A 24,159-nucleotide genomic window follows, 5' to 3' on the forward strand; every position below is an offset into this window, starting at 1 on the left:
TCGAATCGGGACAATTGGCTACTCATTTCCATCGATTAAGTGCATAGTCTAAAGTCTGATCAACTTCGTGCCTGAAATAAGTTGTTTCCAATCGTTGTAATCTCTTATCGGTCTTCAAACTTCCTATAATCATTATTACCAGGTTTCTCACAAAATTATTACCTGGTCTTAAGACTTAACTTTAGTATATCATACTATATTCAGCCAGGTCTATGAATAGTTCCAGTTTCTCGGATGCAATCCCAATTACAATCCGATGGCCCGGCCGTCAACGGCCAGCATCGCTTCGCCCAAAATTTCCGAAAGTGTGGGATGAGGATGCACCGCCAAGGATACTTCCCATGGAGCAGCGTCCAGAAGCTGAGCCAATGAAGCCTCGGCAATGTATTCGGTTACCCTCGGCCCGATCATATGAACTCCCAGGAGGTCGTTGGTCTTGCGGTCGGCGATAACCTTGACAAACCCTTCGCTGTCTCCGTGAATCAACGCCTTGCCGATCGCTTTGAATGGAATTTTGCCGACCTTGACATCATACCCCTGCTCCCTGGCCTGCGCCTCGGTCCATCCGGTGCTGGCCGCTTCAGTCCGGGTATAAATACAGCGGGGAATCCGGTGGTCGGGCAGTCGGTTCGGCTCCAGGCCCGCTATATGATCCACAGCCGCTATCGCTTCATGAGTGGCCGCATGGGCAAGCTGCAGTCCTCCAATGACATCCCCTATAGCATAGATGTGAGGCTCCGCCGTCTGCAGATGCTTGTTGACTTTAATTACCCCGCGCTCCACACGGATGTCGGTATTCTCCAGTCCAATATTCTCCACATTCGCCTGTCTGCCGACGCTAACAATGATCTTGTCGGCTGTCAGCTCAATTGAGCTTCCGTTATGTACAGCTTCAATACGGACTGTGCCGGCTTCCTTGACCATAGTATCAGGAAGCACCTTAGCCCCGGTATAAAGCTTGATCCCTCTTCTCGCGAGGATTCTTGCCATTTCCTTCGAAATCTCATCGTCCTCCATCGGAAGAATCCGCTCTGCGAATTCAACCAAGGTCACGCTAACCCCGAAATCGTTAAGCATGGAAGCCCACTCCACACCGATCACTCCGCCCCCCACAATGAGAACGGAAGAAGGAAGCTCTTCCAATCCGAGCGCCTCATCACTGGTTAAGACGGTCTCCCCGTCCACCTCGAGGCCGTCAAGAGTTTTCGGTCTGGAGCCCGTAGCAATGATAAGATGCTGGGGAACAATCGTCTCCATCTCTCCGTCCGCCTTCTCAACGGCAATAGAGCCGCTTCTGGGGGAGAAAATAGAAGGCCCGATGATGCGGCCGTTCCCGGAAACGACATCGATTTTGTTTTTCTTCATCAAATATTGAACGCCTTGATGCAGCTGTTCGACCACCTTCTGTTTGCGCTCCAGCACCTTGGAATAATTTAGAGCCAAGGAAGAGACGCTAATCCCATAGTCTTCACTCTGCTTCATCTCGGCATAGAGCTCTGCGCTTCTCAGCAGCGACTTGCTGGGAATGCATCCCCGATGAAGGCAGGTTCCCCCCAGCTTGTCCCTTTCTATTACGACAACCTTCTTGCCCAATTGGGCCGCACGGATGGCGGCTGCGTATCCTCCTGTACCGCCCCCAAGCACAGCTATATCATATTGGTTGGACATCCTCTTACCCCCTGATATATTGACAGGCTCGCCTGCTATAATAATTAATTACTGATCCATTAAACGTTTTGAGCCGGAATGAATAGACGGCTGCATCATTTATTGTACTCTTTTTGTCTGCCATAAATATAGTATTTGTGCGAAAAACTTCTCTAACGGTACCACAAGAGCTCGCAAGCCCCCGATACGATGAAAAGTTAACCAAACGGCACAGAGGCGTTATTTTCCTATAATTCGGACAAGCTTGTCTGCATAGCGAAAGAATATCGGAAAATATTATCATAGAGTCGAATTAGACACATTCGCCCATTCCTTGTATGATAAAGAGAAATAGATCAATTGGATGGAGAATACAAGATGAGCGACAAAAATCCAAGCTCCGCTTCCCGAATGATTGCGGCACTGTTGTTGGTCATACCGGGAATTGGAGCAACCTATGGCTTCCTGCTAATGAAAAATACGATCTTTGAGCAATTTGATCCGCAGGTTTCTTTTGCCTGGGGGAAATTTTTACTGGGACTGCTTTTATTTATAGTCGGGGTAGGCTTTATTGCCGGCTGGATTTTCTTCCGGGATCAGAAAAGAAACTATGTGGCTCCCCGCTTCAAGAAAAAGCGGACCCGCTAACACTATTCTTGAGTTCTGCCCCACCGGTCCATCCGCGAGAGCCAGCGAATGCCGGCAATAAGATCCGTAATCGAGCGGCGCTCTGCGAAGCGGTGTAGCAAAGCCAGGAGGAGGACGACGCATATGGTCAGCCAGACCGGGGAAACCGAGAACCATAGACTGCCTGCGGCGAACCCTAGTAGATTGGCCCCCGTATCGCCGATCATCAGCTCCCCCCGCAGATCCCGGGGAAATAGCATAAACGCACCGACCCACAGCGGGAACATATAAACGGCGATACCCGGCGCTTTCCCCGCTGCGGCCGCTACACCGATCAGCATTAGCGATATGACGGTAAACGCCTTTAGCGCTCTGCCGGGGCGTACGTCCATAAGATTAATGGTATTGGTCATAAGCGGGATCAGCAGAACCCCCAGCATTCCCCGCAGCTCCATTCCTGCCGTCATGAAAGAAATCCATACCGCCATTGCTAAAGCAACTAGAGCTTTAGCCGTCCCCGAGGTAACGATTCCATCCCGGATTAACGTGTTCCAATGACCTTTGAGACCCTTTATTTCCGCATCCCCCCACCGGTCATCCCACCAGCCGGTCAACCCTACCGCCGTGAGTGCGATCAGATAAACGGGATACGAGAAAGGAATTCCGCCCTGCACAAGTGCACTTCTGAGCGGTTCCCGAAGCCAGTCGACGGAAGCTCCGGCTTCCATTATCCAACCATAGCCGATAGCCAATAGAAGCAAATAAATTCCGAGACCGGTCGGTATCGCTTTGCCGGTATAATTTTCCCTGACCAGCCCTTGAGCCGTCAATAAACGGAGAGTCGGAGGAAGAAGCAAATAAGCGGAAGCTATGAATAAGACTGTAAACAAAATAGCCCAAGCTAGCATACCGGCTTCCTCCATTTACTCCATAATGTTCGCCCTACTTCAGCGAATTGCTTGCCCCGGTGCATCCATCCCGCTGCATCATTGCCCGTCAGCCTGTGCCGGAACGGAATTCCCACCTCTACGATTCTGAAGCCCAGCCCAGCGGCATCAATGGTCAGCCCCACTTCAACACCGAATCCGTCGGATAAAGTAATCTTCTCCAGCACCTGCTTGCGAACGGCTCTTTGGCCGGATAATGGCGCTTGGCATCGGAAGCCGCTCAGCGCCATTATCCCATAGCGCGCAAGCAGCTTGACCAAGCCCAATCCTCCCCGCTTCTTGGCGGGAGCAAAGCAGGCCACCGCCATATCCGCCGTATCCTCCAATACAGGTCTTAGCAATAAGCCTGCGTGTTCGGCGCTTTCTTGCAAATCCGCATCCAGAAATAGGAAAATCTCTCCTGAAGCCGCTTCAATCCCTGAATGAAGCGCCCTGCCTTTCCCGAGATTGAGGGGCAGACGAATCAGCCGCGTGCATAAAGGTTCCGCCTCCTCCGCCGTCCGGTCCGTACTTCCGTCGTCCACGACGATGATTTCGGCGCCGATTTCTTCAACCAGAGACTGCAGCGCCTGTAAAGTTGCGGCAATCGTCCGTTCCTCGTTCCAGGCCGGAATAATGATGGAGACAGCCTTCATTGCAGGGCTCCCGCGATTATCGATCGGGTTAACCGGCTATATCCTTTGGCATCGATCAGCTTGTCCCCCAGCATCATCCGCACCAACAGCGAGCTGCCCATTCCCTTCCGTCCTTTGCCCAGGAAATCCAATATCCCCGTATGGGTGCCGACGGCGACGATTTTGTCGGCTCCTTGTTCATAAGCAAGCAGTAAAGCAGCATCCTCACTTGTCCCCCGGCATTTCCAAACCTGGGCGGACAGTCCGTATAGTGCGGTTTTCTGCAAACCGGGGGCTCTTCCATCCGTATAAGCATGGACGACGATTTCAGCGCCACAGCAGAGGGCCCTGTCGCTCACGCTGTCCATATCCCCGATAATGATGTTTGGTGTATATCCGCAGTGGAGCAAGGCGTCGGCCCCTCCGTCCACTCCTATCAAGATCGGTCGGGAGGCGGCAATGTATGGTTCAAGCGCCTCCAAATCATCTTCGTGATGGGGACCGCGAATGACTGCAAGCACCTCTTTCCCTTGCAGGGATGTCCGCAAGCGAAGCGGCTTGCCCGGCTCAAACAGCCATTCTTTGTCCATATCGGCAAAGATTAATGAGTTGGTAACAAATTGGTAGCAAAGGCCGGGGTAGTCGTTGAGTGAGCGTACATAAGCATCCCTTAAGCCGTCTTCATTGAGCTTGCGGCAAGGGATCAGGAAATCGTCCGTGCGAATCATCGGTCCCGTTATACAGACCTCTTGCCCATCATTAAACCGGTCATACTGCTGCGGGCTGATTTCATACATTGGAATGCCTGCCTGGAGCAGTACATTCGCTCCTCCAGCGGGAAAGTCGCCGGTAATAAATTTGCCCGCATTAATGACGGCCGACACCCCGGCCCTCGCTATAGTCTCAGCCGTCGTCACATCCAGATTGGAATGCTGCAATAAGGCAATCATTCCTTGCTTAAGGAAAGGAAGAAGAGTCTTGGTCCTTCGTCCCGCTTTTATTCTGCCTTTAATGACGATGCCTGCCGTATCCTCCGCAACTACTGCCAATGTCAAGCACTCCGTTCCGTATTGATTTGCTTCTCTTTAGTGTTGCCTATCCGGCGCAAACCATTCTTGGTAACGAAGCCCCGATTGTAAAAACACCCGGCCGGGAGTGTAGATTTTAAAAAAAGCTCTTAACGGAGCCTATTCTAAGATGAATAACCCGGTTTTAAAGGTAGCTTTTTATGCCAATTAGAAAGTTGTTCCATTTTAATGCTTTAATGAACTTAAACTTTCTAATGTGGTAAAAAAAGCAGAGTCCGGATTCGTACCGGCTCTGCCTTAGGTTGTATAATTTTCAACCAAAACGGGTTTATATGATTCACTGGACAACCCGATGATTCTCAGCCGTCCTTCGACTGAGCAGCATAGCTTCCGTTTAGGCAATCAGGAATTTCCGGAATCCTGCTCTTGCTTTCACGACACCTTATGCTCAATACGCAGCTTGTCCGCCACCATTGCGATAAATTCGCTGTTGGTCGGCTTAGCTTTGCTGATGTTGATCGTATAACCGAACAAGTGCGAGATGGAATCGATATTGCCGCGCGTCCAGGCTACTTCAATAGCATGGCGAATGGCTCTCTCCACCCGGCTCGGAGTCGTCTTATACCTCTCCGCAATGGCCGGGTATAATGTCTTGGTAATGGCGCCCAAAATTTCGATGTTGTTGTAGACCATCGTTATCGCTTCGCGCAAATATTGATAGCCCTTAATGTGGGCAGGTACTCCGATTTCATGGATAATGCTTGTAATATTGGCATCCAGATTGCGGCCCTTCGTCATTGGAACAACATTGCTCTTCGAAGAAGAAGCGGCAGTGGAAGTGACCGAGTTCTGGTTATTGGCGACGAGTTGCCGGATACGGCTGGTCAGCACTTCCATGTCAAACGGCTTCAAAATATAATAAGAAGCACCGAGCTGTACAGCTTTCTGCGTGATGGTCTCCTGCCCGAATGCGGTCAGCATTATAATTTTCGGTTGAGGCGACAAATTCATCTCGCGCAGCTTCTCCAGCACGCCCAAACCGTCCAGATGCGGCATTATAATGTCCAGGATCAGAATGTCCGGAACCTTATCCTGCTGTTCAATCAAACGAAGAACTTCATTTCCGTTATAAGCAACGCCAGTAACTTCCATATCCTCTTGGTTATCAATAAACTCCGAAAGCAAGTTTGTAAATTCCCGGTTGTCATCCGCTAACAGCACTTCGATCTTTTGCAAGCTATTATCCTCCTTATGAACTGGAATGAGAGCTTCTTACCTTAAACCATTTCGACATCTGAATTTAAATTCCTGCTGTCGAAAATTATTTTTCTTTCTTTTTTTTCGGTAATGATTTATAATTAATAATTTTAGTTATATTTCTTTCTTTTTCTACAAAATCCCACAAAACCGGCGTTTTGTTTAGACAAATTCCGCAAAAATAAAAAAAGCCCCTATTCTGGGGCTACGCAGCATTTTCTTTATTGGCATTCGGATTTCTCAGTAAAATTCCCGCATCCTGCAGCATCCATTCAATATAACAGCCATAGCCTGAGCTCGGGTCATTAACAAATACGTGAGTCACCGCTCCAATCAGCTTGCCGTTCTGAATAATCGGGCTTCCGCTCATGCCCTGCACGATTCCTCCGGTCTTATCCAACAGTCTCTGATCGGTTATTTTAATTACGAGTCCTTTGGTTGCCGGAAACTCCTGCTTTGCTGCATGCATAATTTCAATATCGAATTTCTCGACCTTCTGGCCGTTCACTACAGTGTAAATATGTGCAGGTCCTTCCTTTACTTCCTCGGCAAAAGCTACCGGGATCGGTTTGTGCTCCAGTCCATGGTCAGGCTGCTGGAACATCCGGCCGAAAATACCGAAAGGCGTATTTTTCTCAATGTTTCCAATCACTTTGCTCTCCTTGAAGAAATGAGCTCTCTTCTCCCCCGGTTCTCCGCTTTGGCTTTTGGAAATGGAGGTAACGTTGGAATGAACAATCTCGCCGCCCCCCACTTCAATAGGCGTTTGGGCATCCATGTCGGTAATGACATGTCCTAGAGCACCATACACCCCCTGATCCTGAGCATAGAAGGTTAATGTTCCGACACCTGCAGCAGAATCACGAATATAAAGTCCGAGACGGTAAGCCTTATCGATGAAATCATAAGCGGGCTGCAAGGAAACATCGAATTGTTCTTTGTTCCGTTTCACGGTCAGCTTCAACGGCTGATTGGATTCGCCGGCTTTCTTGACCAGCTCCCCTACTTTGGTGACATCGTTAATGGCCACCCCGTTAATGCCTGTAATCAGATCTCCCACCTGAATCTTCGCTTCCTCCCCCGGGGATACCTTCTTATCCTCGGATACCGGCACCAGATGATGCCCGACGACAAGAATTCCGGACGATTTTAATTTAACGCCAATCGTCTGTCCGCCCGGGATGACCTTCAGATCGGGAACGACATTCACTTTGACTGTCTTTAGCGGAATTTTGCCAAACAGCTTGACCTTCATTTCCGTCTGTCCCACTTTTTCCGACTGAAGGGTGAATGGTTCCTTCAAATTCAATTCGAACGAAGGCTGGGAGGAGCCGTTCACTTTGATGATTCCCGGGTCTTTGACACTCACTTGCGCCTGAACAGGCATAGACAATGCCAACTGCTTGCCTTGTCCCGAAAAGATGTGCAGCTCCTCGGGGAATGCCGCAAAACTTTGGAAAGGTGCGGAGACGCTGATTAAACCTACGAAGAAGACGAGGAGTAATCCAATCCATCTTGTTCTGTTGCTGGGGTTCAAACATACCACGCTCCCTTACTTCTGCTGCCTGACGAGGCTTGTCGTCAAAAGCGTACCTATAAGTTAACCCCAGCCAAATCGTTTTATTACTGTAAATGATGCCACGAAAGACAAGGAAATTAACGGCTTGGCGCTTCTTCGGAAGCCTTTCTGTCCATAGCCAAACGGATCATTTCCTGGGCATGATGAAGGGTGGTTTCGGTCACCTCGACTCCGCCGAGCATTCTGGCCAGCTCGACTATACGGCCTTGCTCGTCCAAAGCGGTCACAAGGGTGAACGTCCGCTCCCCTTCCACCTCTTTGCGTATAAGGTAATGTCCGTCCGCCATGCAGGCTACTTGGGGCAAATGAGTAATGGAGAAAACCTGGCATTCCCTGGAAAGCCGGGACAATTTCTCCGCTATGGCCTGGGCGGCCCTGCCGCTTACTCCTGTATCCACTTCGTCAAATACCAATACAGGAATTTGATCGACTTTGGCGAAGATCGTCTTCATCGCGAGCATGACGCGCGACAATTCTCCTCCCGAAGCAATTTTGCTAAGCGGCCGCAGAGGCTCGCCGGGATTGGCGGATAGGACGAACTCCACCTGATCGATTCCATTAGAGCCGATCCGGACGTTCTGACCATCTAAGGAAGGACCGTTAGGGTCTTCCATTCTATCTACCCGAACCGCTATTCGGGTGCGTTCCATATGTAAATCTTGCAGCTCACGCTCTATGCTTGAGGCCAGCTTGACCGCCGCCTCCTTGCGCAGAGAGGAAAGACGCTCGGCCTTGGCCATCACTTCTGCCCTTAATTCCGTCCATTCCTTCTGAAGCTTGAGCATCGTCTCATCCTTATTTTCCAGAAGCTCCAGTTCCTTCTGAATTTGCTCCAAATATGCTAGGATTTCCTCCGTGCTTTGACCGTATTTTCGTTTAAAGGAAGAAATCAAATCCAGTCTCTGTTCAATTTCCTCCAGCCTTATTGGATTGAATTCAATTTGCTCCCGGTAATCGCGAAGCTGGTAAGCGGCATCCTCAAGCTGATAAAATGCCGATTGAATCTGCTCAACCAACGGTTGAAGGACCTTGGAATCCACTCTGGCTATATCCTGCAGCTTCTGAATGCATTTGCCCACCGCGTCCAATGCACTTCGTCCGCCACCGCCATAAATGGAATCGTAAGCCTCCGTCACACTCTGGAACAATTTTTCCGCATTTCCTAGCTTGTGCTTTTCTTCCGATAACCATTCATCCTCTCCGGCTTTTAATTCGGCTGCGGAAATCTCCTCTACCTGAAACCGGTACAAATCCTGAAGATGAAGCGCTTCCCTGGCGGATTCCTGCAATTCCTTCAACTGCTTCTGCAAACTCTTGTATTTTGTATACGCGGCCTGATATTCCTCTTTGGCGGCTTGGAGTGTCTTACCGCCGTACAGATCCAGCCAATGTATATGCTGCTCCGGCTTCATCAGAGACTGATGCTCATGCTGCCCGTGTATGTTCACCAGCCATTCCCCGGCTTCGCGCAGCATGGACAGATTGGCCAATTGCCCGTTAATACGGCTGACACTCTTGCCTTGGGCCGATACTTCCCTGCGGATGACCAGATGCTCTTCCCGCGAAGCCTCAATCCCCAGCTGCGCCAGTACATCCCAAACGGGATGATCCGGTTCCAGATCGAATAAGGCTTCGATCTCCGCCTTATCGCATCCATAGCGGACAAGCTCCGAGGAACTGCGACCTCCGGCGATCAGTCCAAGAGCGTCAATAATAATGGATTTTCCGGCTCCCGTCTCCCCCGTCAGCACTTGAAAGCCTTCCCGGAAAGAAAGCTGGACCGATTCGATAACAGCCAAATTGCGGATGGACAGTTCTGCTAACATATATAGCCTCCCATGCAGCTCAGTAATTTAAACTAACGGCTCTAGTTAATTGACCTAATGCTTCTGCCTAGTAGCCCTTTAATCAAATTTCAATATTTCGCCAAGCCCCTTAAGAAATCATGCCGTGGATGCGGTCTACCACCTGTTTGCTCTGTTCCTTGCTCCGGCATATAATGAGGATTGTATCGTCGCCGCAAATCGTGCCCATGACCTCCTCCCATTCCAAGTTGTCCATCAAGGCTCCGATCGCATTGGCCGTTCCCGGCATACATTTCATAACGACTAGATTGTCCGTGAAATCAATTCCTACATAATGATCGGTCAGAGACCTCTTCAAACGATAAGACGGGTTAAAATGCTTGTCCTGAGGAAGAGAATACTTATACCGGCCGTCATTCAAAGGAGTCTTCACCAATTGGAGCTCCTTAATATCCCTTGAAACGGTCGCCTGCGTAACCTGAAAGCCCGCCTGCCGCAAAGCATCTACCAATTCATCCTGCGTCTCAATTTCCTGACTGGCTAAAATTTCGCGTATCTTAATATGTCTTTGTCCTTTCACTTAATCATCACCTTTATCTCCATCGATTTCAAATCGAATATTATGAATTGTGCGAAGCTTCGGATCGACATAGAGAATTCCTTCCGCTTCCTTGAATATTAAAGCATAAGGCATCAGCCGATCTCTCAACCCGCTCCCCGTCATATCCAACGGCATACGCTCCTTGGCCAGCTTGACAACATATAGTCCGTTATCCTTGCGGGCGAAATGATCGACGAAAAGCCGGCTTTGGTATTCCTGTTCATCATTAACCATAATATGAATATTTACTCTGCGCTTCAAGGTCATCACTTCATAGCCCGACTCTTCCAGCAAGGCTACAGCGTCCGTTACCGGAATTTCCTCATCGACTTCAATTTCCCATTCAGTCTCCGGAGGCTTGCTCCACCATCGGCGGAGCCGCGACCATCCCCAAACGATAAGAAGAACCAAAATGAGAAGAAGGATGTACCGATCGATATTTTGCATCCCATCACCTCGGTACAATTATTCTCTTTCGAGATCCGAAATTCCTTTAACAAGCCGTCAAATTTTCTGTTCCATGCAAAGATAAACGGCTATCGTCGTCCTTCGGACAAGCGCGATTGCAACAAAAAAACCCATCATTCCGATGGGTTCCCCACTAATGTATTAGCAGCCTCATTAACGACTTCACTGATCAATCCGTTCATTCCAGCCGGTATCTCCCCTGCAGTGTCAGCGAGCCTCCAATAAGCCAGAAACTCGATGTTTCCTTCCCCTCCGGTTATCGGTGAGAAGGTCAGCCCCTGAAGCGCGAATCCTAATTGTGATGCATAATCGAGAATATCGGTGAGAACCTCCCGATGAACGTCCTGGCTGCGGACGACCCCCGATGGGCCGACCTGACCTCTGTCCGCTTCAAATTGCGGCTTGATCAGCGCCACGGTTTCCGAGCCCGCTGCCAGTATAGCCTTAAGAGGAGGCAGGATGAGCTTCAGCGAAATAAACGAAACGTCAATCGATGCGAATTCCGGCTTCGGGCCTTGCAGCGCATCCGGCTCCAAATAACGGAAGTTCGTCCGCTCCATAACACACACCCGCTTATCGCTGCGAATAGCCCAATCGAGCTGATTATAACCGACATCAACGGCATAGACATAGGAAGCGCCGTGCCGGAGGGCACAGTCGGTAAAGCCGCCGGTAGAGGCTCCTATATCCAGCATCACCTTGTCCCGAAGATCGATCCCGAAGGTCCGGAGAGCTTTCTCCAGCTTAAGCCCTCCACGACTTACATAGGGATGAGAGGCGCCTTTGACCCGCAGCGCGGAAGAACGGGGAACCTTGGTCCCCGCTTTCTCCACACGTTCCTCACCGACGAAGACTATTCCGGCCATGATGGCTGCTTTAGCTTTCTCCTGGCTGTCATAATAGCCTCGCTCCACTAACAGCAAATCAATTCTTTCTTTATCCGAAGGCATTCCCTTATCCAATTCTCCGTTCTAGGCTCTGACTTTTTTGCGGGGCAGCATGGCCTGAATTTGCAGCGCGATATTTTCGGGAGTGAGCCCGACCTCTGTCCGCTGTTCAGCAATGCTTCCATGCTCTACAAAATAATCCGGCACTCCGATCGGCTTAATCTGCATTCCATAAATACCTTTATTCGCATAGAACTCGAGCACCGCACTTCCGAAGCCGCCCATTGCTGCGCCTTCTTCCATGGTGATTATGTTGATCCGCTCTTTAGCCAATTGCAGCAGCATTGCTTCATCCAATGGCTTGATGAAGCGGGCGTTAATTACACGCACATTCATCCCTTGCGGCTTCAACAGCTCAGCCGCCTGCTCGGCAAGCTGCACCATCGGTCCAACCGCGAGAATCGCGTAACCGGCACCTTCCCTTACGACTTCCCACGTCCCTATCGGTATGGGCTTCATCTGCTCATCCATCGCCACACCCAGACCATTGATCCTCGGATAGCGTACAGCAATCGGCCCATCGTTGTACTCAAGGGCAGTTTTCAGCATATGGCGCAATTCGTTCTCGTCCTTGGGCATCATCAGCACCATATTCGGAATGCTTCTTAAATAAGCAATATCATACACACCTTGATGGGTTTCCCCATCGGGTCCAACGAACCCCGCACGGTCAATGGCGAAGGCGACGTTCAGATTTTGCCGGCAAATATCGTGCACCACCTGGTCATACGCTCTCTGCAGGAAGGTCGAATAGACCGCGAATACCGGCTTCATTCCTTCACCCGCCAGAGCCCCGCAGAGGGTGGCGGCATGCTGCTCGGCGATACCGACATCAATCATCCGGTTTGGAAAACGTTCAGCGAATTTAAGCAGACCGGAGCCAGCCGACATCGCGGGAGTCACCGCAATAATCCGGGAATCTTGTTCTGCCAGCTCGATAAGCGTACTGCCGAACACTTCGGTATACATTGGCGGACCTACCGATTTCAGCATCTGGCCGGACTCGATTTTGTAAGGGCTCGCTCCGTGCCAAGCCTGAGAGTTGGCCTCCGCCGGCTTGTAGCCTTTGCCCTTAATGGTAACGACATGCAGCAAGACGGGACCATCCACCTTATCCGCCTGCTGGAACGAATCCAACAGAAGAGGAAGGTTATGCCCGTCAATCGGCCCCATATAAGTGAAGCCCAGCTCCTCAAAAAGCACTCCGTTCACTAACAAATATTTGAAGCTGTCTTTTATTTTCTCGGCTTTCTTGGCCAAAGAATCCCCGATGGCGGGAATTTTCTTTAATATATTCTCGACCTCTTCCTTGGCCTTCTTGTAATGCTTATCCGATCGAATCCGGCTCAAATAATTATGAATAGCGCCGACATTCGGAGCAATGGACATTTCATTGTCATTCAGGACAACGATCATCCTCTTCTTCTCATGACCGATATGATTCATGGCTTCCAGGGCCATACCCCCGGTCATAGCTCCGTCTCCGATAACGGCGATAATTTTATTATCCTCGCCCTTCAAATCCCGGGCAACCGCCATCCCCATAGCAGCGGACAGAGAGGTGCTGCTGTGGCCGGCCTCCCATACATCGTGCTCGCTTTCGGATTTTTTGACAAAGCCGCACAAGCCCTTGTACTTGCGCAGGGTATGGAATTGATCCTTGCGTCCGGTCAATATCTTATGTACGTAGGACTGGTGGCCTACGTCGTAAATAAATTTGTCTTTCGGGCTATCAAACAAATAGTGCATCGCCAGCGTAAGCTCAACAACACCCAAGTTTGGGGCGAGGTGGCCCCCGGTGACCGAAAGCTTTTCAATTAAAAATTGACGGATTTCATCGGCCAAAATTTCCAATTCAGCTACGGACAGCCTCTTTAAATCTTCAGGCTGATTCACTAGTTCGAGCACGTTTATTCCCTCGCTTCCCGTTGAGTGATTTGCGCTTCCGCTTTTTCGGGTTAAAGAATCGAATCTTCAGATGACGCTCCAGATAATAGAATAATTTCCCGATCATGAGCACGATATCCGTTGAATAATGGATAGCAAACGATTTACCCATCGCTTTGCCGCCGACGGTCAAGGCCGAAACCAATGCCGTAAAAACTACGCTGACCGCAATGCTTAGCGCCTGGCTGCTGCTCCCGATGTTGCCCATCAGCTTGATCACGACAACTGCGGATGCCGCACCGCTAATCACCCCGGATATATCCCCTACAACGTCATTACAAAAGTTCGAAAACCGATCCGCATTGCGGACAATGTATATGGAATGCTTAGAACCCCTGACCCGTTCCGATGCCATTCCGTGAAAAGGGGCCTCACTGGCCGCCGCGGCAGCCAAGCCCAATATATCAAAAAAGACTCCGATCAGAACCAGCACTAAAACAATAATCATCCCGACGCCCCAGGAAACTCCTTCGAGAACAGATGTCGAGGTAACCGTAAACAGGCTGGCCAGAAGGAAGGTGACAACCGATATAAAAATACTCCATTTCATGGAGTGCCTTAACGAATATTTCATTATTCGAAAACCGTCTCCCATTCCATGGATTGGAGTGGCAGCTTCTTGAGTAAACGCTGTGGCTTAGGTCCAGTAGGTTTTCCCAGACAAGTCTCCCTGTCGTCGCCGACAGGGCGGTTTCCCTTTATGCCTGTCTTGACGCCGTCACCGACCGCCAGACTGGATTACCACTTAGTCCACACTATAATCCCCAAAAAGCCTCACGAAAGTGAACAGTCTAGGAGTTTTCCTCAGCAGTCCTTAACCATTCCTTAGCCTCTTTTGCAAGCCAGATTTCATACAGCATCCAGCCACTGTTTTTTTGGCCGAAAAAACAGTGTCCTACTTTCTGTAATCCCCTCTGACTCACTCAAGGCAGGCTACGCTGCACGCAAGCCGTTTTAGTATACATGGGCTGACCGCCCTGATACAAGTGAGGCTCGCCTTTGCAGGTTCATACCCCAAGCCGTAGCCGAGCGCACGGTGGCGCAAAAGCCACGAACTTGGGCCTCCGCGGAAGTAGGGTCAACGCCCACATGCCTTTGTGGATCGCCCTCCAACCTTAACTCCCAGCATCAGCCCCCAACTGGGCGTTAGAAGCCAACACCAGGAACTTCATCGATGTGCCCTTTGGCGAATTTTTAGGCCCGCCCTCAGAAATGGTAGACTGACTAGAATACTGCGCCACCCTATAATGACTACCATTATAGCACAGGAGTCAAATCCTTCTCAATGGAAGCCTTCTTACAGAAAAATGGGGTATCCGTCCAAATAAGCGCAAATCTCCTGCGTAAAGCGCTTCTATCAATAATCGCGCTGCATTAAATAATCGGCAAGATCATTCAACCGCTCGGGATGAACGAAGCCTGCGGAAGCGATCGCTTGCTTCCCTTCTTCCGTGAGCTTCTCCACTCTCCGCCGCGAGGCCTCAAGGCCGATAAGATACGGATAGGTCACCTTCTGCTGCTTCTCGTCGCTGTTGACCGATTTGCCCAGCTTCTTCTCGTCGCCGGTAATATCAAGAATATCGTCCTGAATTTGAAAGGCCAGCCCGATCTTGTATCCGAATCGTTCCAGGGCAGTCAATTGTTCCGCATTGGCTCCCCCGAGAATCCCTCCCGCTTTGAGCGAAAATACAATCAAGTCCCCGGTCTTATGCCTATGGATACCGTCCAGCTCTTCTTGCTTGGTCAACCCCTGCTCACCGAGCATATCGGCCACTTGTCCGCCTACCATCCCCTTGGGCCCTGCCAGCTCGGACAGCATTTCGATAATGGCGAGAGCCCGTTCAGCGGGAACCTCGGCTCTGCGGGACACTTGGGCAGCTGTGTAGAACGCATGCGTAAGCAGAGCATCCCCGGCAAGAATAGCCATGGCTTCCCCGTAGACCTTATGGTTCGTCAGCTTGCCCCGGCGGTAATCATCGTTATCCATTGCCGGCAGATCGTCATGGATCAGCGAATAGGTATGGATCATCTCGACGGCACAAGCAACAGGCAAAGCCGTCTCGGCTTCGCCTCCCAGCGCCTCCACAGCCGCCATCATGAGAACAGGCCGCAGCCTTTTGCCTCCGGCCAGAAGCGAATACATGACCGCTTCCCGCAGGGTGTCCGGTATTTCCCATTCTTCGGGAATCGAACGTTTAAGCTCCTGCTCCACCGATGCAGCCGAGGCTTTAATATACTGCTGGATATTTAGAGTTCGGTTCAAACTGATTCACCTTCATCCATTTCCGCTAGAAAAGGCTTCTTGCCTATCGTGCCGTTCTCCTCCACCAGCATCTCGATTTTGCGTTCGATCTGGTCCAGCTTTTGGCTGCACATCCGGGACATCTCCATCCCTTCCTGGAATAAGCCAATCGCTTTCTCAAGCGGCACATCTCCATTTTCCAACTGGGTTACGATTTCCTCCAGCTTATCCATCGCTTGCTCGAAGCTAAGCTCCGTTTTGTCCGTTGTCATCGTTCCTTTCCTCCATCCCCCATACATGGCAATCCAATTGTCCGTCCGTCAACCTTACTTTCACTATATCCCCGGGCTGCACGCTCCGAATCGATTTGATCAACCGCTTCTCCTGTTCGTCATAGACCAGACTGTATCCGCGCTGCATAATTTTCAGCGGGCTTAGAGAATCCAACTGTCGCAGTTGGGATTCGAACCGGCTTCGCTCCATCCGGTACATCACCTGCATAGCCTGGACCATGCGCTTGTACGAGTCCGCTGTTCGCCTGCGGGCATATTCCGCTTGCCGCTTGGGATTATAGCCGCTGATAGCCTGTTCCAGACGGGACTGCTTCCTCCTGGCTTCGGACAATCGCTGCTGAATGCGGAATTGCAGTTGTTCCTTAAGCCTGTCCAAGCGCTCCGCCGGCTGCTGGAGCTGCTTGAGCGGATTCGTAAGAACCTGGGACCGGTTAATCCGGTCGAGTCTTTCGCGCTGCTCCTGAAGCATTCGGTACAATCCGCGACGCAGCCGATGAACCGAATAATGAAGCTGCTGCTTCAGTTCCATATGATGGGGAACCGCCAGTTCTGCCGCCGCGGTAGGCGTTGCCGCCCTCAGATCGGCAACGAAATCGGCTATCGTAAAATCCGTCTCATGCCCAACCGCGGATATAACGGGAATTTCCGAGGCGTAGATGCTGCGGGCGACGATCTCTTCATTGAAGGCCCACAGCTCCTCTAGCGAACCGCCCCCTCGCCCGACGATGAGCACGTCAACCTCCCTTGTCCGGTTGAATGTCTCAATCGCTTTGACGATCGAGGGTGCCGCCTGCTTTCCCTGGACAAGCACCGGGTATAATTGTACCGGCACCGAAGGGAGCCTCCGCTGCAAGGTGGTCATAATGTCCCGGACGGCTGCCCCGGTGGGCGAAGTCACTACCCCGATGGCCCGGGGAAAACGGGGAATCGGCCTCTTGCGCGACGCCGCGAATAAACCCTCGGCTTCCAGCTTCTTCTTCAACTGTTCAAAGGCAAGATACAAGTTTCCTATCCCGTCGGGCTGCATCTGATTGATATAAAACTGGTACTGGCCGTCTCTTTCATAAATGGAGATACTCCCTCTCGCCAGCACCCTCATCCCTTCCTTGGGAACGAAGGACAGCCTTTGGTTGTGGGAGTTGAACATAATGCTCTTTACCCGGCTTTGGGCGTCTTTAAGCGTAAAATACATGTGCCCGCTCGAATGGTGGGTAAAGTTCGAAATTTCTCCTCTTACCCAAACATTTTGCAGCCGCTCATCGCCTTCCAGTGTCACCTTGATATGCCGGGTAAGATCTTTTACAGAAAATATCGTATCCCGGTTCATGTTCACCTTTCGCTTGTCTAGGCTTGAGATGCCTTGTTCTTGGCGGCCTGCAGCGTATTCTGCAGCAGCATGGTAATCGTCATGGGTCCGACACATCCGGGTACGGGAGTAATATAGCCCGCCACTTGCGCGGCATCATCGTAATGAACATCTCCCGTCAGCTTTCCGTTATCCAGACGGTTCATGCCGACGTCAATGACTACGGCCCCCGGTTTGATATGTCTGGCCTCTATCATCTGCGCCCGGCCCACGGCAACAACCAGAATGTCGGCCTGCTTCGTTATTTCCTCCATATTCGGAGTACGGGAATGGCACACGGTAACCGTTGCATTCTCGCGCAATAACAGCATCGCCATAGGCTTGCCGACAATATTGCTGCGGCCCACTACGACGGCGTGCTTACCTTCGATCGAAATTCCGATCTTCTTCAAAACCTCGATAACCCCCGCCGGCGTACACGGAAGCATTCCCGGCTTGCCGATCATCAGGTTGCCTACATTGACGGGATGGAAGCAATCGACATCCTTGTCCGGCGATATGGCGTCAATGACTGCGTCTTCGTTAATATGAGCAGGCAGCGGAAGCTGCACCAGAATTCCGTGAATATGGCTGTCTGCATTAAGCTTCCCGATTAATTGCAATAGCTCCGATTGACTCGTTTCGGCCGGAAGCCGGTAGACCTCGGAATGAATTCCGACATCCGCGCAGGACTTCGCCTTATTCCTAACATAAACGGCAGAAGCCGGGTCGTCCCCAACAAGCACAACCGCCAATCCGGGCTGGATTCCTTTATCCTTCAAGCTCTGAACCTCTTGTGAAATTTGCTCGCGGATTTCAGCCACGATCTGTTTTCCGTTAATTCTCTCCGCTGCCATTCATTTTCCTCCTTAGTGTCAAGGGTTTTCCTAATTTCAGTTTAACCTTTTGAGCGGGTAGTGTAAAGGCGAAAAATAAGAAGGAAAACTAGCTGAATGTTCGTGTTTTATTGTAAATTCACTTTGATTTGATCGACTTCGCGAATCATCTGTCCGAGAACCCCGTTAACGAATTTGCCCGATTCCTCACTGCCGAAGTGCTTGGCCAGTTCAATCGCCTCGTTGACGACAACCTTCGCCGGTACGTCGTCCCGGTAAATCATTTCGTAGGTGGCCAGACGCAGTATTTCTCGGTCCACCTTCGAAAGCCGGTCCATCTTCCAGCCTTTGATGTATTTCTCCAGCAGCCGGTCTATCTCCTCAAGACGGTTATAGGTTCCATCCACCAGCTCCCGGATGTACTCGGTGCTGATCTCTTCATTAGTGACCTCCAGTCCGGCCTCATTCTCATGGACCGCCTCTTCGATGGCCATCTGAATCGCTTCCCGTGAAGTGACCTCGTTCATTTGCATTTGATAAAGGCTCTGCAATGCTAATTCTCTGGCTAAGCGCCGTTTCATTGATTTTCCTCCTGTGATCTAGGGTAAAAAAGCTCCTGACGGAACCTTTTCGAAGATGAATTTGGCAGCTAAATTTCTGCGTTCAGCGGTTAAGCCTACTATACGTTCCGGTTATCCCGGCGGAATCCGAGCGGCCCCGTTAACCCTATTCCAATAAAGCTTCTGCCCCCGCGAAACCTCTGCCCAGGAAAGCTTCCTGCATGAAATCCAGGGCTATTTCCCCGGCTCTATCCAAAGCCAAAAAACCTGCAAGGAACAACCGGATCAGAGTAGTTGTCCTTTGCAGGAATTTTATCTGAACATTCTCCATCTTTCCGATAACCATTGCCAAAGGTTCCCCGCTTGCAGCCGAAGCTCCTTGAGATCGATTTTTTTTCCAACATAATACCCGATAAATACGATAAAAGCAAAAATCAGCATATCCCAGAAACCGACTATCAAATAAAGAATGCCGAGAATAATTCCGCCTAACGTTCCGATGACGGTCCCCGGACGATCCTCCAGCATCTGTTTAAACATCCCGGTACCCCCCTTTATTCAACCCGGCTTTTGAACGTTGGGGAGGACTGGACGATATTGGCCACATAGACCGAAACGATAGCTACCGGAATTCCTGTGATTTCCTCCACATACTGCTTAACGGCTTGCTGGATCTCCTCGGTCATCTCGGGAATAGGCGTCTCGCCGTCGACGACCGTGCGCAATTCAATTTCAATCCCGGAATTGCTTACGCGCACTCTCGCACGCAAATCTCTGACCCCGCGGGTCCGGTTGGCGGATTTCAAAGCGAGGTTCTCAACCGTATCCAGCGATATTCTAATATCTCCATAATCGGTTCTCTGATCAATGGAAGCCGCATTCGCTTGAGCCGGACGTACAGCTATGACAAATAGCCGGATGCTGATCAGAATAACGACGACGAGCGTGGCGATCACTGCGGCGGCTGTCGGATATTCCGTATAGACCTGCTCTACGAATTTTTTGGTCGTCTCCATAGGAATAGCATTAAACGTAGCTATCAGCATAACACTGGCCGCCACGATAATAAACAAACTGAATATAAACAATAACAATCGGTCGATGATTTTGGCCACTGCGGCTTGTCCCTCCTTAAAGGAAACCCCCTGCTTGGAAGAGGGGGTTAAAGTCGGTTTCAGCGGGCTTACTTAACACGTTGAACAGCCGTTTCTTCTTCGTTCGTCTTATCCACGGCTTTAAATTGAACATCATGAATATGTACGTTGACTTCCACTACATCCAGACCGGTCATCGACTCAATCGCCTGCTTGACGTTCTGTTGAATCTCTCCGGCTACCTCCGGAATCTTATGACCGAATTCAACAATGATAGAAACATCGATCGCGGCTTCCTTCTGTCCTACTTCCACCTTGACTCCCTTGGACAGGTTCTTCCGTCCCAGCAGCTCGGCGATACCGCCCGCGAAACCGCCGCTCATTCCCGCGACGCCAGGCACCTCAATCGTTGCCAGACCGGCAATTACCTCAATGACTTCCGGGGCAATCTGAATGTTGCCCAAATCCGTTTTCTCATAATCCGGGGCAATTGTACTCATAATAAATGACCTCCTGATCGCTTTCAGACCGTGCGAATCTCGTACAAGGACAGGTCTGTCTTATCTAAATACTATACCATTGCTGAAAAAATATGACAATCCAAGTTCTTTCGGGCCGGGTTCTTGGAAATTCAGGCGAAAGATCGAACTCTCCCGGTCATCTTGCTTCGAACAGCCAATAGGCTACCCTTGCTTATTGACATCATATTCTTCCAGAAACTTGATATCGAAATCTCCCTTAAGAAATTTCGGATGGTTCAGCAGCTTGAGATGGAAAGGAATCGTCGTCTTGATCCCATCAATCGCAAATTCGATCAGTGCGCGTTTCATTCGTTCTATCGCTTCCTCCCGCGTCTTGCCCCATACGATCAGCTTGGCAATCATGGAGTCGTAATGGGGGGATATCATGTACCCGGGATAAGCTGCACTGTCGACGCGGACCCCGAATCCTCCCGGTGCGAGATAGAAATCGATCTGCCCCGGCGAAGGCATGAAATTCCGGTCCGGGTCCTCTGCGTTGATTCGGCATTCTATCGCCCAGCCGTCGATTTGAACATCCTCTTGAGAGATGGACAGCGCTTCTCCTTGTGCAACCATAATCATTTCCTTGATGATATCGACGCCCGTGATCATTTCGGTAACCGGGTGCTCCACCTGAATTCTCGTATTCATTTCCATAAAATAGAAGTTTCCATCCGGTCCGAGCAGAAACTCCAGCGTTCCCGCCCCCGAATACTGAACGGCTTTCGCGGCGCGAACGGCCGCTTCTCCCATTCTTTCCCGAATTTCCGGCGTCAATACCGGGCATGGAGCTTCTTCCACCAGCTTCTGTCTCCTGCGCTGGACAGAGCAATCCCTTTCGCCCAAATGAACAACGTTCCCATACTTGTCGGCAATGATCTGTATTTCAACGTGCTTCATGCCCGTCAAGTATTTCTCCAAATATACGCCTGCGTTTCCGAACGCCTTCTCCGCTTCCTGACGTGCGGTCGTAATCTGCTGGATGAGCGATTCCTCGTTCTCGGCAATCCTTATCCCCTTGCCCCCGCCGCCTGCGGTGGCCTTGATAATGACGGGATACCCGATTTCACGGGCTATCCGGACAGCATCCTCCACTTCAACGATCAGACCGTCCGAACCCGGGATGACCGGGACTCCGGCTTCCTTCATCGTCTGCTTGGCTACCGACTTGTCCCCCATCCGGGAAATCGCATCCGGCGATGGGCCTATGAAGGTAATGTTGCATCGCTCGCAAATTTCCGCAAAGTCGGCGTTCTCCGCAAGAAATCCGTAGCCCGGGTGAATCGCGTCCGCTTCCGTAAGTGTGGCAACACTCATCAGATTCGTAAAATTAAGATAGCTGTCCTTGGAAAGCGTAGGACCGATGCAGTAGGCCTCGTCCGCCAGCTTGACATGCAGCGAATCACGGTCGGCTTCGGAATAAACCGCCACGCTGTAAATCCCTAATTCCCGGCAAGCGCGAATGATTCGGACAGCTATTTCACCACGGTTTGCAATTAATATTTTTTGGAACTTCATTCGATTTCCTCCTGAAGGTATGGCTGATTATATCGGTTTAACCAGGAACAAAGGCTGACCGAATTCAACGAGCTGACCGTTATCTACAAGAACCTCGACTATTTCTCCGTTTACTTCGGCTTCGATTTCATTCATCAGCTTCATCGCTTCAACAATACAAACCACTGTGTTTTCTTTAACCTTGGAGCCTTCACTGACAAATGGCGGTGCTTCCGGGGAAGGAGCCGAATAGAATGTGCCGACCATAGGCGATGTGATTGTATGTAAATGGGACCTGTCAGGTTGTTGGCCATCCTTGCTCTCGGCTTCCGCTTGAACGGCAGCGGCCTGAGGTAATGGCGAAGCTTGTGGAGTGGCTGCGACCTGCTGCTGGGGGGCCGAAGCTACGTAGACCGTCTCCGATTTGGATGGAGAAGGCTTGCGGATGAACAGCTTGCAATTTTCATTCTGGATCTCCAATTCCTGAAGGGAGGACTGATCCACCAGTTGAATCAATTCCTTGATTTCACTTAATTTAAACATGAAACTCGTTCACTCCTTAATGTTTTTGCGAAGCAAAAACCGGCTTCGAAAGCATAGGGCTTTGGAATTTGTAAAATGACACTGTCCTTATGGAAGGACAGGCAGCGGCATCACTTGCAACGTTAGTAATTATAACATAAACGATGGAAATGGAAAGAGCCCAGTTTACCCGGGCTCCGGCGACAAAAAGCGAGAAAAAAACGCTGAAAACGGAATTTTCGACAGGATTCTTTTTTACCACATTAGAAAGTTTAAGTTCATTAAAGCATTAAAATGGAACAACTTTCTAATTGGCATAAAAAGCTACCTCTAATACCGGGTTATTCATCTTCGAAGAGGCTCCGTCAGGAGCTTTTTTTATGGAATGTATTGTACTTGAATTTTCTCAGGACCTATGTTCATTTCTGTCATTACCAAGTCGGCAATGGTGACCGCTTCGCTTTTTTCCAATTTGTCCGCTTGCACGATGACCCTCCACTTATTGTCCTGCTCCATAACAATGGCGCTCTTATAGTCTTGCGTAAGCTGTTCCTCCAAGCTTTCCACTTTAGCGTTAGTCATTTCAATTTGCTGAAGCTCCTCCAAGGCCTGGCCCACTTCCTCACTGCTCTTCTCCTTGCTATTGGCCAGCTCCATCAATTCTTCGGTCCGTTTCTGCAGACTTTCCAACCGCTTCAGAGCCAACGCGGAGAAATAGTCGGCACCGGAAGTCGCCGTGCTCTCCAATTGCTCCAGGATCTGCTGATCGGACTGGCTGATCGCTCCCTTATCGGCTTCTTGCTGCCCGGCAGTCTCCTTCTGAACCTGGCCGGAAACCGCCTGATCCGAATCGGTCTTAGGATGCTGATCAAGCTGCTGAATATCCACATTAACCTGCTCCAGCGCTGCGCCGCCCGCATTTAAATCCATCTTGTTTACATCCTCGGTGAACAAATAGTAGGCGGATAACACAACCATTAAACTGAGCATGGAAACTAACCATATCGTTTGCCGTTTGGTATTCATTGATCTATTCCTCCTTGATATGCGCTTTGGTATGGGTGGGTGTTGCCCCTGCCGCAATTATTGTTTGCGCGGAACGACCGAGATCCGGTTGGCCGGAACATCCAGGCCTCTGCTTACGGCTTCGACAATCAGCTTTTTGACTGTGGCATTTTCGGCGCCATTGGCTACCACCATCACCCCCCTGATTTTCGGCTTGATATATTTCAGCACGAGCGGTTGTTCGCCGCCCGATTGCTGCATCATGACGGCGTTACTGCTGCGCGTGACATCCGAGTTATTTCTCGTGGAACCGTTCTGGTCCCTCTCGTTGGTGACCTGCTGGCTCTCCTGGGTATTCTTCTCAACGGTTATCTCTTCCGTGGAATCAATCGTAACCAGCACTTCGACCTCTCCGACTCCTACAACCTTCGCCAAAATATCCTTCAATTGCGATTCGTAAGCCTGCTCATATTCACGGAAGACCGAACGGTCCTTGCCGCCTCCCCCGAAGGCGATAGTCTCCTGCGCATCCTCCCGCCACGGCGGTCCGGTACTCGCGGGATCGATCTCTTTGACCGTAATGAAGGAGTTCAAAATCATCAGGGCTGCTCCCGCCAATCCGATAATGAGCAGCATTCGCAGGGCTTGTATCCGTTTAGGCCCGCCTGGGCCGCCGCTCATCCATTGTTCTATCATTTGTTTCCACTTACCCATACGGCACCTCACTACGAGCCCATATTGGACTTCGGAATCGCTGTCGTTGATTCATCTATTGGA

25 protein-coding genes are annotated in these 24,159 nt (G+C 50.5%); 1 reads left to right on the forward strand and 24 read right to left on the reverse strand.

Going from position 1 to position 24,159, the window contains the following annotated elements; translation table 11 throughout:
* Positions 1-246 precede the first annotated feature (246 nt).
* Positions 247-1,668, reverse strand: a complete 1,422-nt coding sequence (lpdA, locus tag FS806_RS10560) for a dihydrolipoyl dehydrogenase (protein ID WP_144935608.1) — start codon at positions 1,666-1,668, stop codon at positions 247-249.
* Between the two features lie 357 nt (positions 1,669-2,025).
* Here lpdA and FS806_RS10565 point away from each other — a divergent pair, with 357 nt between their 5' ends.
* Positions 2,026-2,295, forward strand: coding sequence for a DUF2627 domain-containing protein (locus FS806_RS10565; RefSeq protein ID WP_144935611.1), 270 nt, complete (start codon positions 2,026-2,028; stop codon positions 2,293-2,295).
* A gap of 2 nt (positions 2,296-2,297) precedes the next feature.
* Here the strand turns inward: FS806_RS10565 and FS806_RS10570 are convergent, their stop codons facing one another.
* The 23 genes from FS806_RS10570 to spoIIIAG form a co-directional block, all read right to left on the reverse strand.
* On the reverse strand, positions 2,298-3,182 hold the full coding sequence (locus tag FS806_RS10570) for a hypothetical protein (protein ID WP_186328313.1): 885 nt from the start codon (positions 3,180-3,182) through the stop codon (positions 2,298-2,300).
* Positions 3,176-3,856 (reverse strand): glycosyltransferase family 2 protein, encoded by a 681-nt coding sequence (locus FS806_RS10575; protein ID WP_144935616.1) that lies wholly within the window; start codon positions 3,854-3,856, stop codon positions 3,176-3,178. The genes FS806_RS10570 and FS806_RS10575 overlap by 7 nt, the downstream gene beginning before the upstream one ends.
* Complete coding sequence (gene steA / locus FS806_RS10580; RefSeq protein ID WP_144935619.1) at positions 3,853-4,884, reverse strand: putative cytokinetic ring protein SteA; 1,032 nt, start codon at positions 4,882-4,884, stop codon at positions 3,853-3,855. The genes FS806_RS10575 and steA overlap by 4 nt, the downstream gene beginning before the upstream one ends.
* A 411-nt stretch (positions 4,885-5,295) precedes the next feature.
* Complete coding sequence (gene spo0A, locus FS806_RS10585) at positions 5,296-6,099, reverse strand: sporulation transcription factor Spo0A (protein ID WP_144935621.1); 804 nt, start codon at positions 6,097-6,099, stop codon at positions 5,296-5,298.
* A gap of 226 nt (positions 6,100-6,325) precedes the next feature.
* Entirely contained in the window at positions 6,326-7,657 is a 1,332-nt protein-coding gene (gene spoIVB / locus FS806_RS10590) for a SpoIVB peptidase (RefSeq protein ID WP_186328314.1), read from the reverse strand.
* 119 nt (positions 7,658-7,776) lie between these two features.
* The gene (recN, locus tag FS806_RS10595; RefSeq protein WP_144935627.1) at positions 7,777-9,525 is read right to left on the reverse strand and encodes a DNA repair protein RecN; all 1,749 of its coding nucleotides are present in this window, start codon (positions 9,523-9,525) and stop codon (positions 7,777-7,779) included.
* A 109-nt stretch (positions 9,526-9,634) separates the two neighbouring features.
* A complete protein-coding gene (ahrC, locus tag FS806_RS10600; protein ID WP_144935630.1) occupies positions 9,635-10,084 on the reverse strand; it encodes a transcriptional regulator AhrC/ArgR in 450 nt (149 codons plus the stop codon).
* Positions 10,085-10,552 carry a hypothetical protein gene (locus FS806_RS10605; RefSeq protein WP_144935633.1) on the reverse strand — a complete coding sequence of 156 codons (468 nt, stop codon included), beginning with the start codon at positions 10,550-10,552 and terminating at the stop codon, positions 10,085-10,087.
* 134 nt (positions 10,553-10,686) lie between these two features.
* On the reverse strand, positions 10,687-11,523 hold the full coding sequence (locus FS806_RS10610; protein ID WP_144935636.1) for a TlyA family RNA methyltransferase: 837 nt from the start codon (positions 11,521-11,523) through the stop codon (positions 10,687-10,689).
* A 21-nt stretch (positions 11,524-11,544) separates the two neighbouring features.
* Positions 11,545-13,428, reverse strand: a complete 1,884-nt coding sequence (gene dxs / locus FS806_RS10615; RefSeq protein ID WP_225312808.1) for a 1-deoxy-D-xylulose-5-phosphate synthase — start codon at positions 13,426-13,428, stop codon at positions 11,545-11,547.
* Positions 13,403-14,041 (reverse strand): hypothetical protein, encoded by a 639-nt coding sequence (locus tag FS806_RS10620; RefSeq protein ID WP_144935642.1) that lies wholly within the window; start codon positions 14,039-14,041, stop codon positions 13,403-13,405. Before FS806_RS10620 ends, dxs begins: the two co-directional genes overlap by 26 nt.
* Positions 14,042-14,824: 783 nt before the next feature.
* Positions 14,825-15,730, reverse strand: a complete 906-nt coding sequence (locus FS806_RS10625; protein WP_144935644.1) for a polyprenyl synthetase family protein — start codon at positions 15,728-15,730, stop codon at positions 14,825-14,827.
* Positions 15,727-15,981, reverse strand: a complete 255-nt coding sequence (gene xseB / locus FS806_RS10630) for an exodeoxyribonuclease VII small subunit (RefSeq protein ID WP_144935647.1) — start codon at positions 15,979-15,981, stop codon at positions 15,727-15,729. The genes FS806_RS10625 and xseB overlap by 4 nt, the downstream gene beginning before the upstream one ends.
* Positions 15,956-17,329, reverse strand: coding sequence for an exodeoxyribonuclease VII large subunit (xseA, locus tag FS806_RS10635; RefSeq protein ID WP_144935650.1), 1,374 nt, complete (start codon positions 17,327-17,329; stop codon positions 15,956-15,958). The genes xseB and xseA overlap by 26 nt, the downstream gene beginning before the upstream one ends.
* A gap of 17 nt (positions 17,330-17,346) precedes the next feature.
* Positions 17,347-18,204 (reverse strand): bifunctional methylenetetrahydrofolate dehydrogenase/methenyltetrahydrofolate cyclohydrolase FolD, encoded by an 858-nt coding sequence (folD, locus tag FS806_RS10640; protein ID WP_144935653.1) that lies wholly within the window; start codon positions 18,202-18,204, stop codon positions 17,347-17,349.
* Between the two features lie 107 nt (positions 18,205-18,311).
* Positions 18,312-18,764, reverse strand: coding sequence for a transcription antitermination factor NusB (nusB, locus tag FS806_RS10645; protein WP_144935656.1), 453 nt, complete (start codon positions 18,762-18,764; stop codon positions 18,312-18,314).
* A gap of 291 nt (positions 18,765-19,055) precedes the next feature.
* Positions 19,056-19,283, reverse strand: a complete 228-nt coding sequence (locus FS806_RS10650; RefSeq protein WP_144935659.1) for a DUF2273 domain-containing protein — start codon at positions 19,281-19,283, stop codon at positions 19,056-19,058.
* A gap of 14 nt (positions 19,284-19,297) precedes the next feature.
* The gene (gene amaP / locus FS806_RS10655) at positions 19,298-19,858 is read right to left on the reverse strand and encodes an alkaline shock response membrane anchor protein AmaP (protein WP_144935662.1); all 561 of its coding nucleotides are present in this window, start codon (positions 19,856-19,858) and stop codon (positions 19,298-19,300) included.
* A gap of 68 nt (positions 19,859-19,926) precedes the next feature.
* Positions 19,927-20,337 (reverse strand): Asp23/Gls24 family envelope stress response protein, encoded by a 411-nt coding sequence (locus tag FS806_RS10660; protein ID WP_144935665.1) that lies wholly within the window; start codon positions 20,335-20,337, stop codon positions 19,927-19,929.
* A gap of 183 nt (positions 20,338-20,520) precedes the next feature.
* A complete protein-coding gene (accC, locus tag FS806_RS10665; protein WP_144935668.1) occupies positions 20,521-21,876 on the reverse strand; it encodes an acetyl-CoA carboxylase biotin carboxylase subunit in 1,356 nt (451 codons plus the stop codon).
* A 27-nt stretch (positions 21,877-21,903) separates the two neighbouring features.
* A complete protein-coding gene (gene accB / locus FS806_RS10670) occupies positions 21,904-22,398 on the reverse strand; it encodes an acetyl-CoA carboxylase biotin carboxyl carrier protein (protein ID WP_144935671.1) in 495 nt (164 codons plus the stop codon).
* A 357-nt stretch (positions 22,399-22,755) separates the two neighbouring features.
* On the reverse strand, positions 22,756-23,403 hold the full coding sequence (locus FS806_RS10675) for a SpoIIIAH-like family protein (protein WP_144935675.1): 648 nt from the start codon (positions 23,401-23,403) through the stop codon (positions 22,756-22,758).
* 57 nt (positions 23,404-23,460) lie between these two features.
* Positions 23,461-24,096 (reverse strand): stage III sporulation protein AG, encoded by a 636-nt coding sequence (gene spoIIIAG, locus FS806_RS10680; RefSeq protein WP_144935678.1) that lies wholly within the window; start codon positions 24,094-24,096, stop codon positions 23,461-23,463.
* Positions 24,097-24,159 lie beyond the last annotated feature (63 nt).

It is taken from the genome of Paenibacillus sp. 32O-W (genome assembly GCF_007679495.1).
GTDB lineage: Bacteria > Bacillota > Bacilli > Paenibacillales > NBRC-103111 > Paenibacillus_L > Paenibacillus_L residui.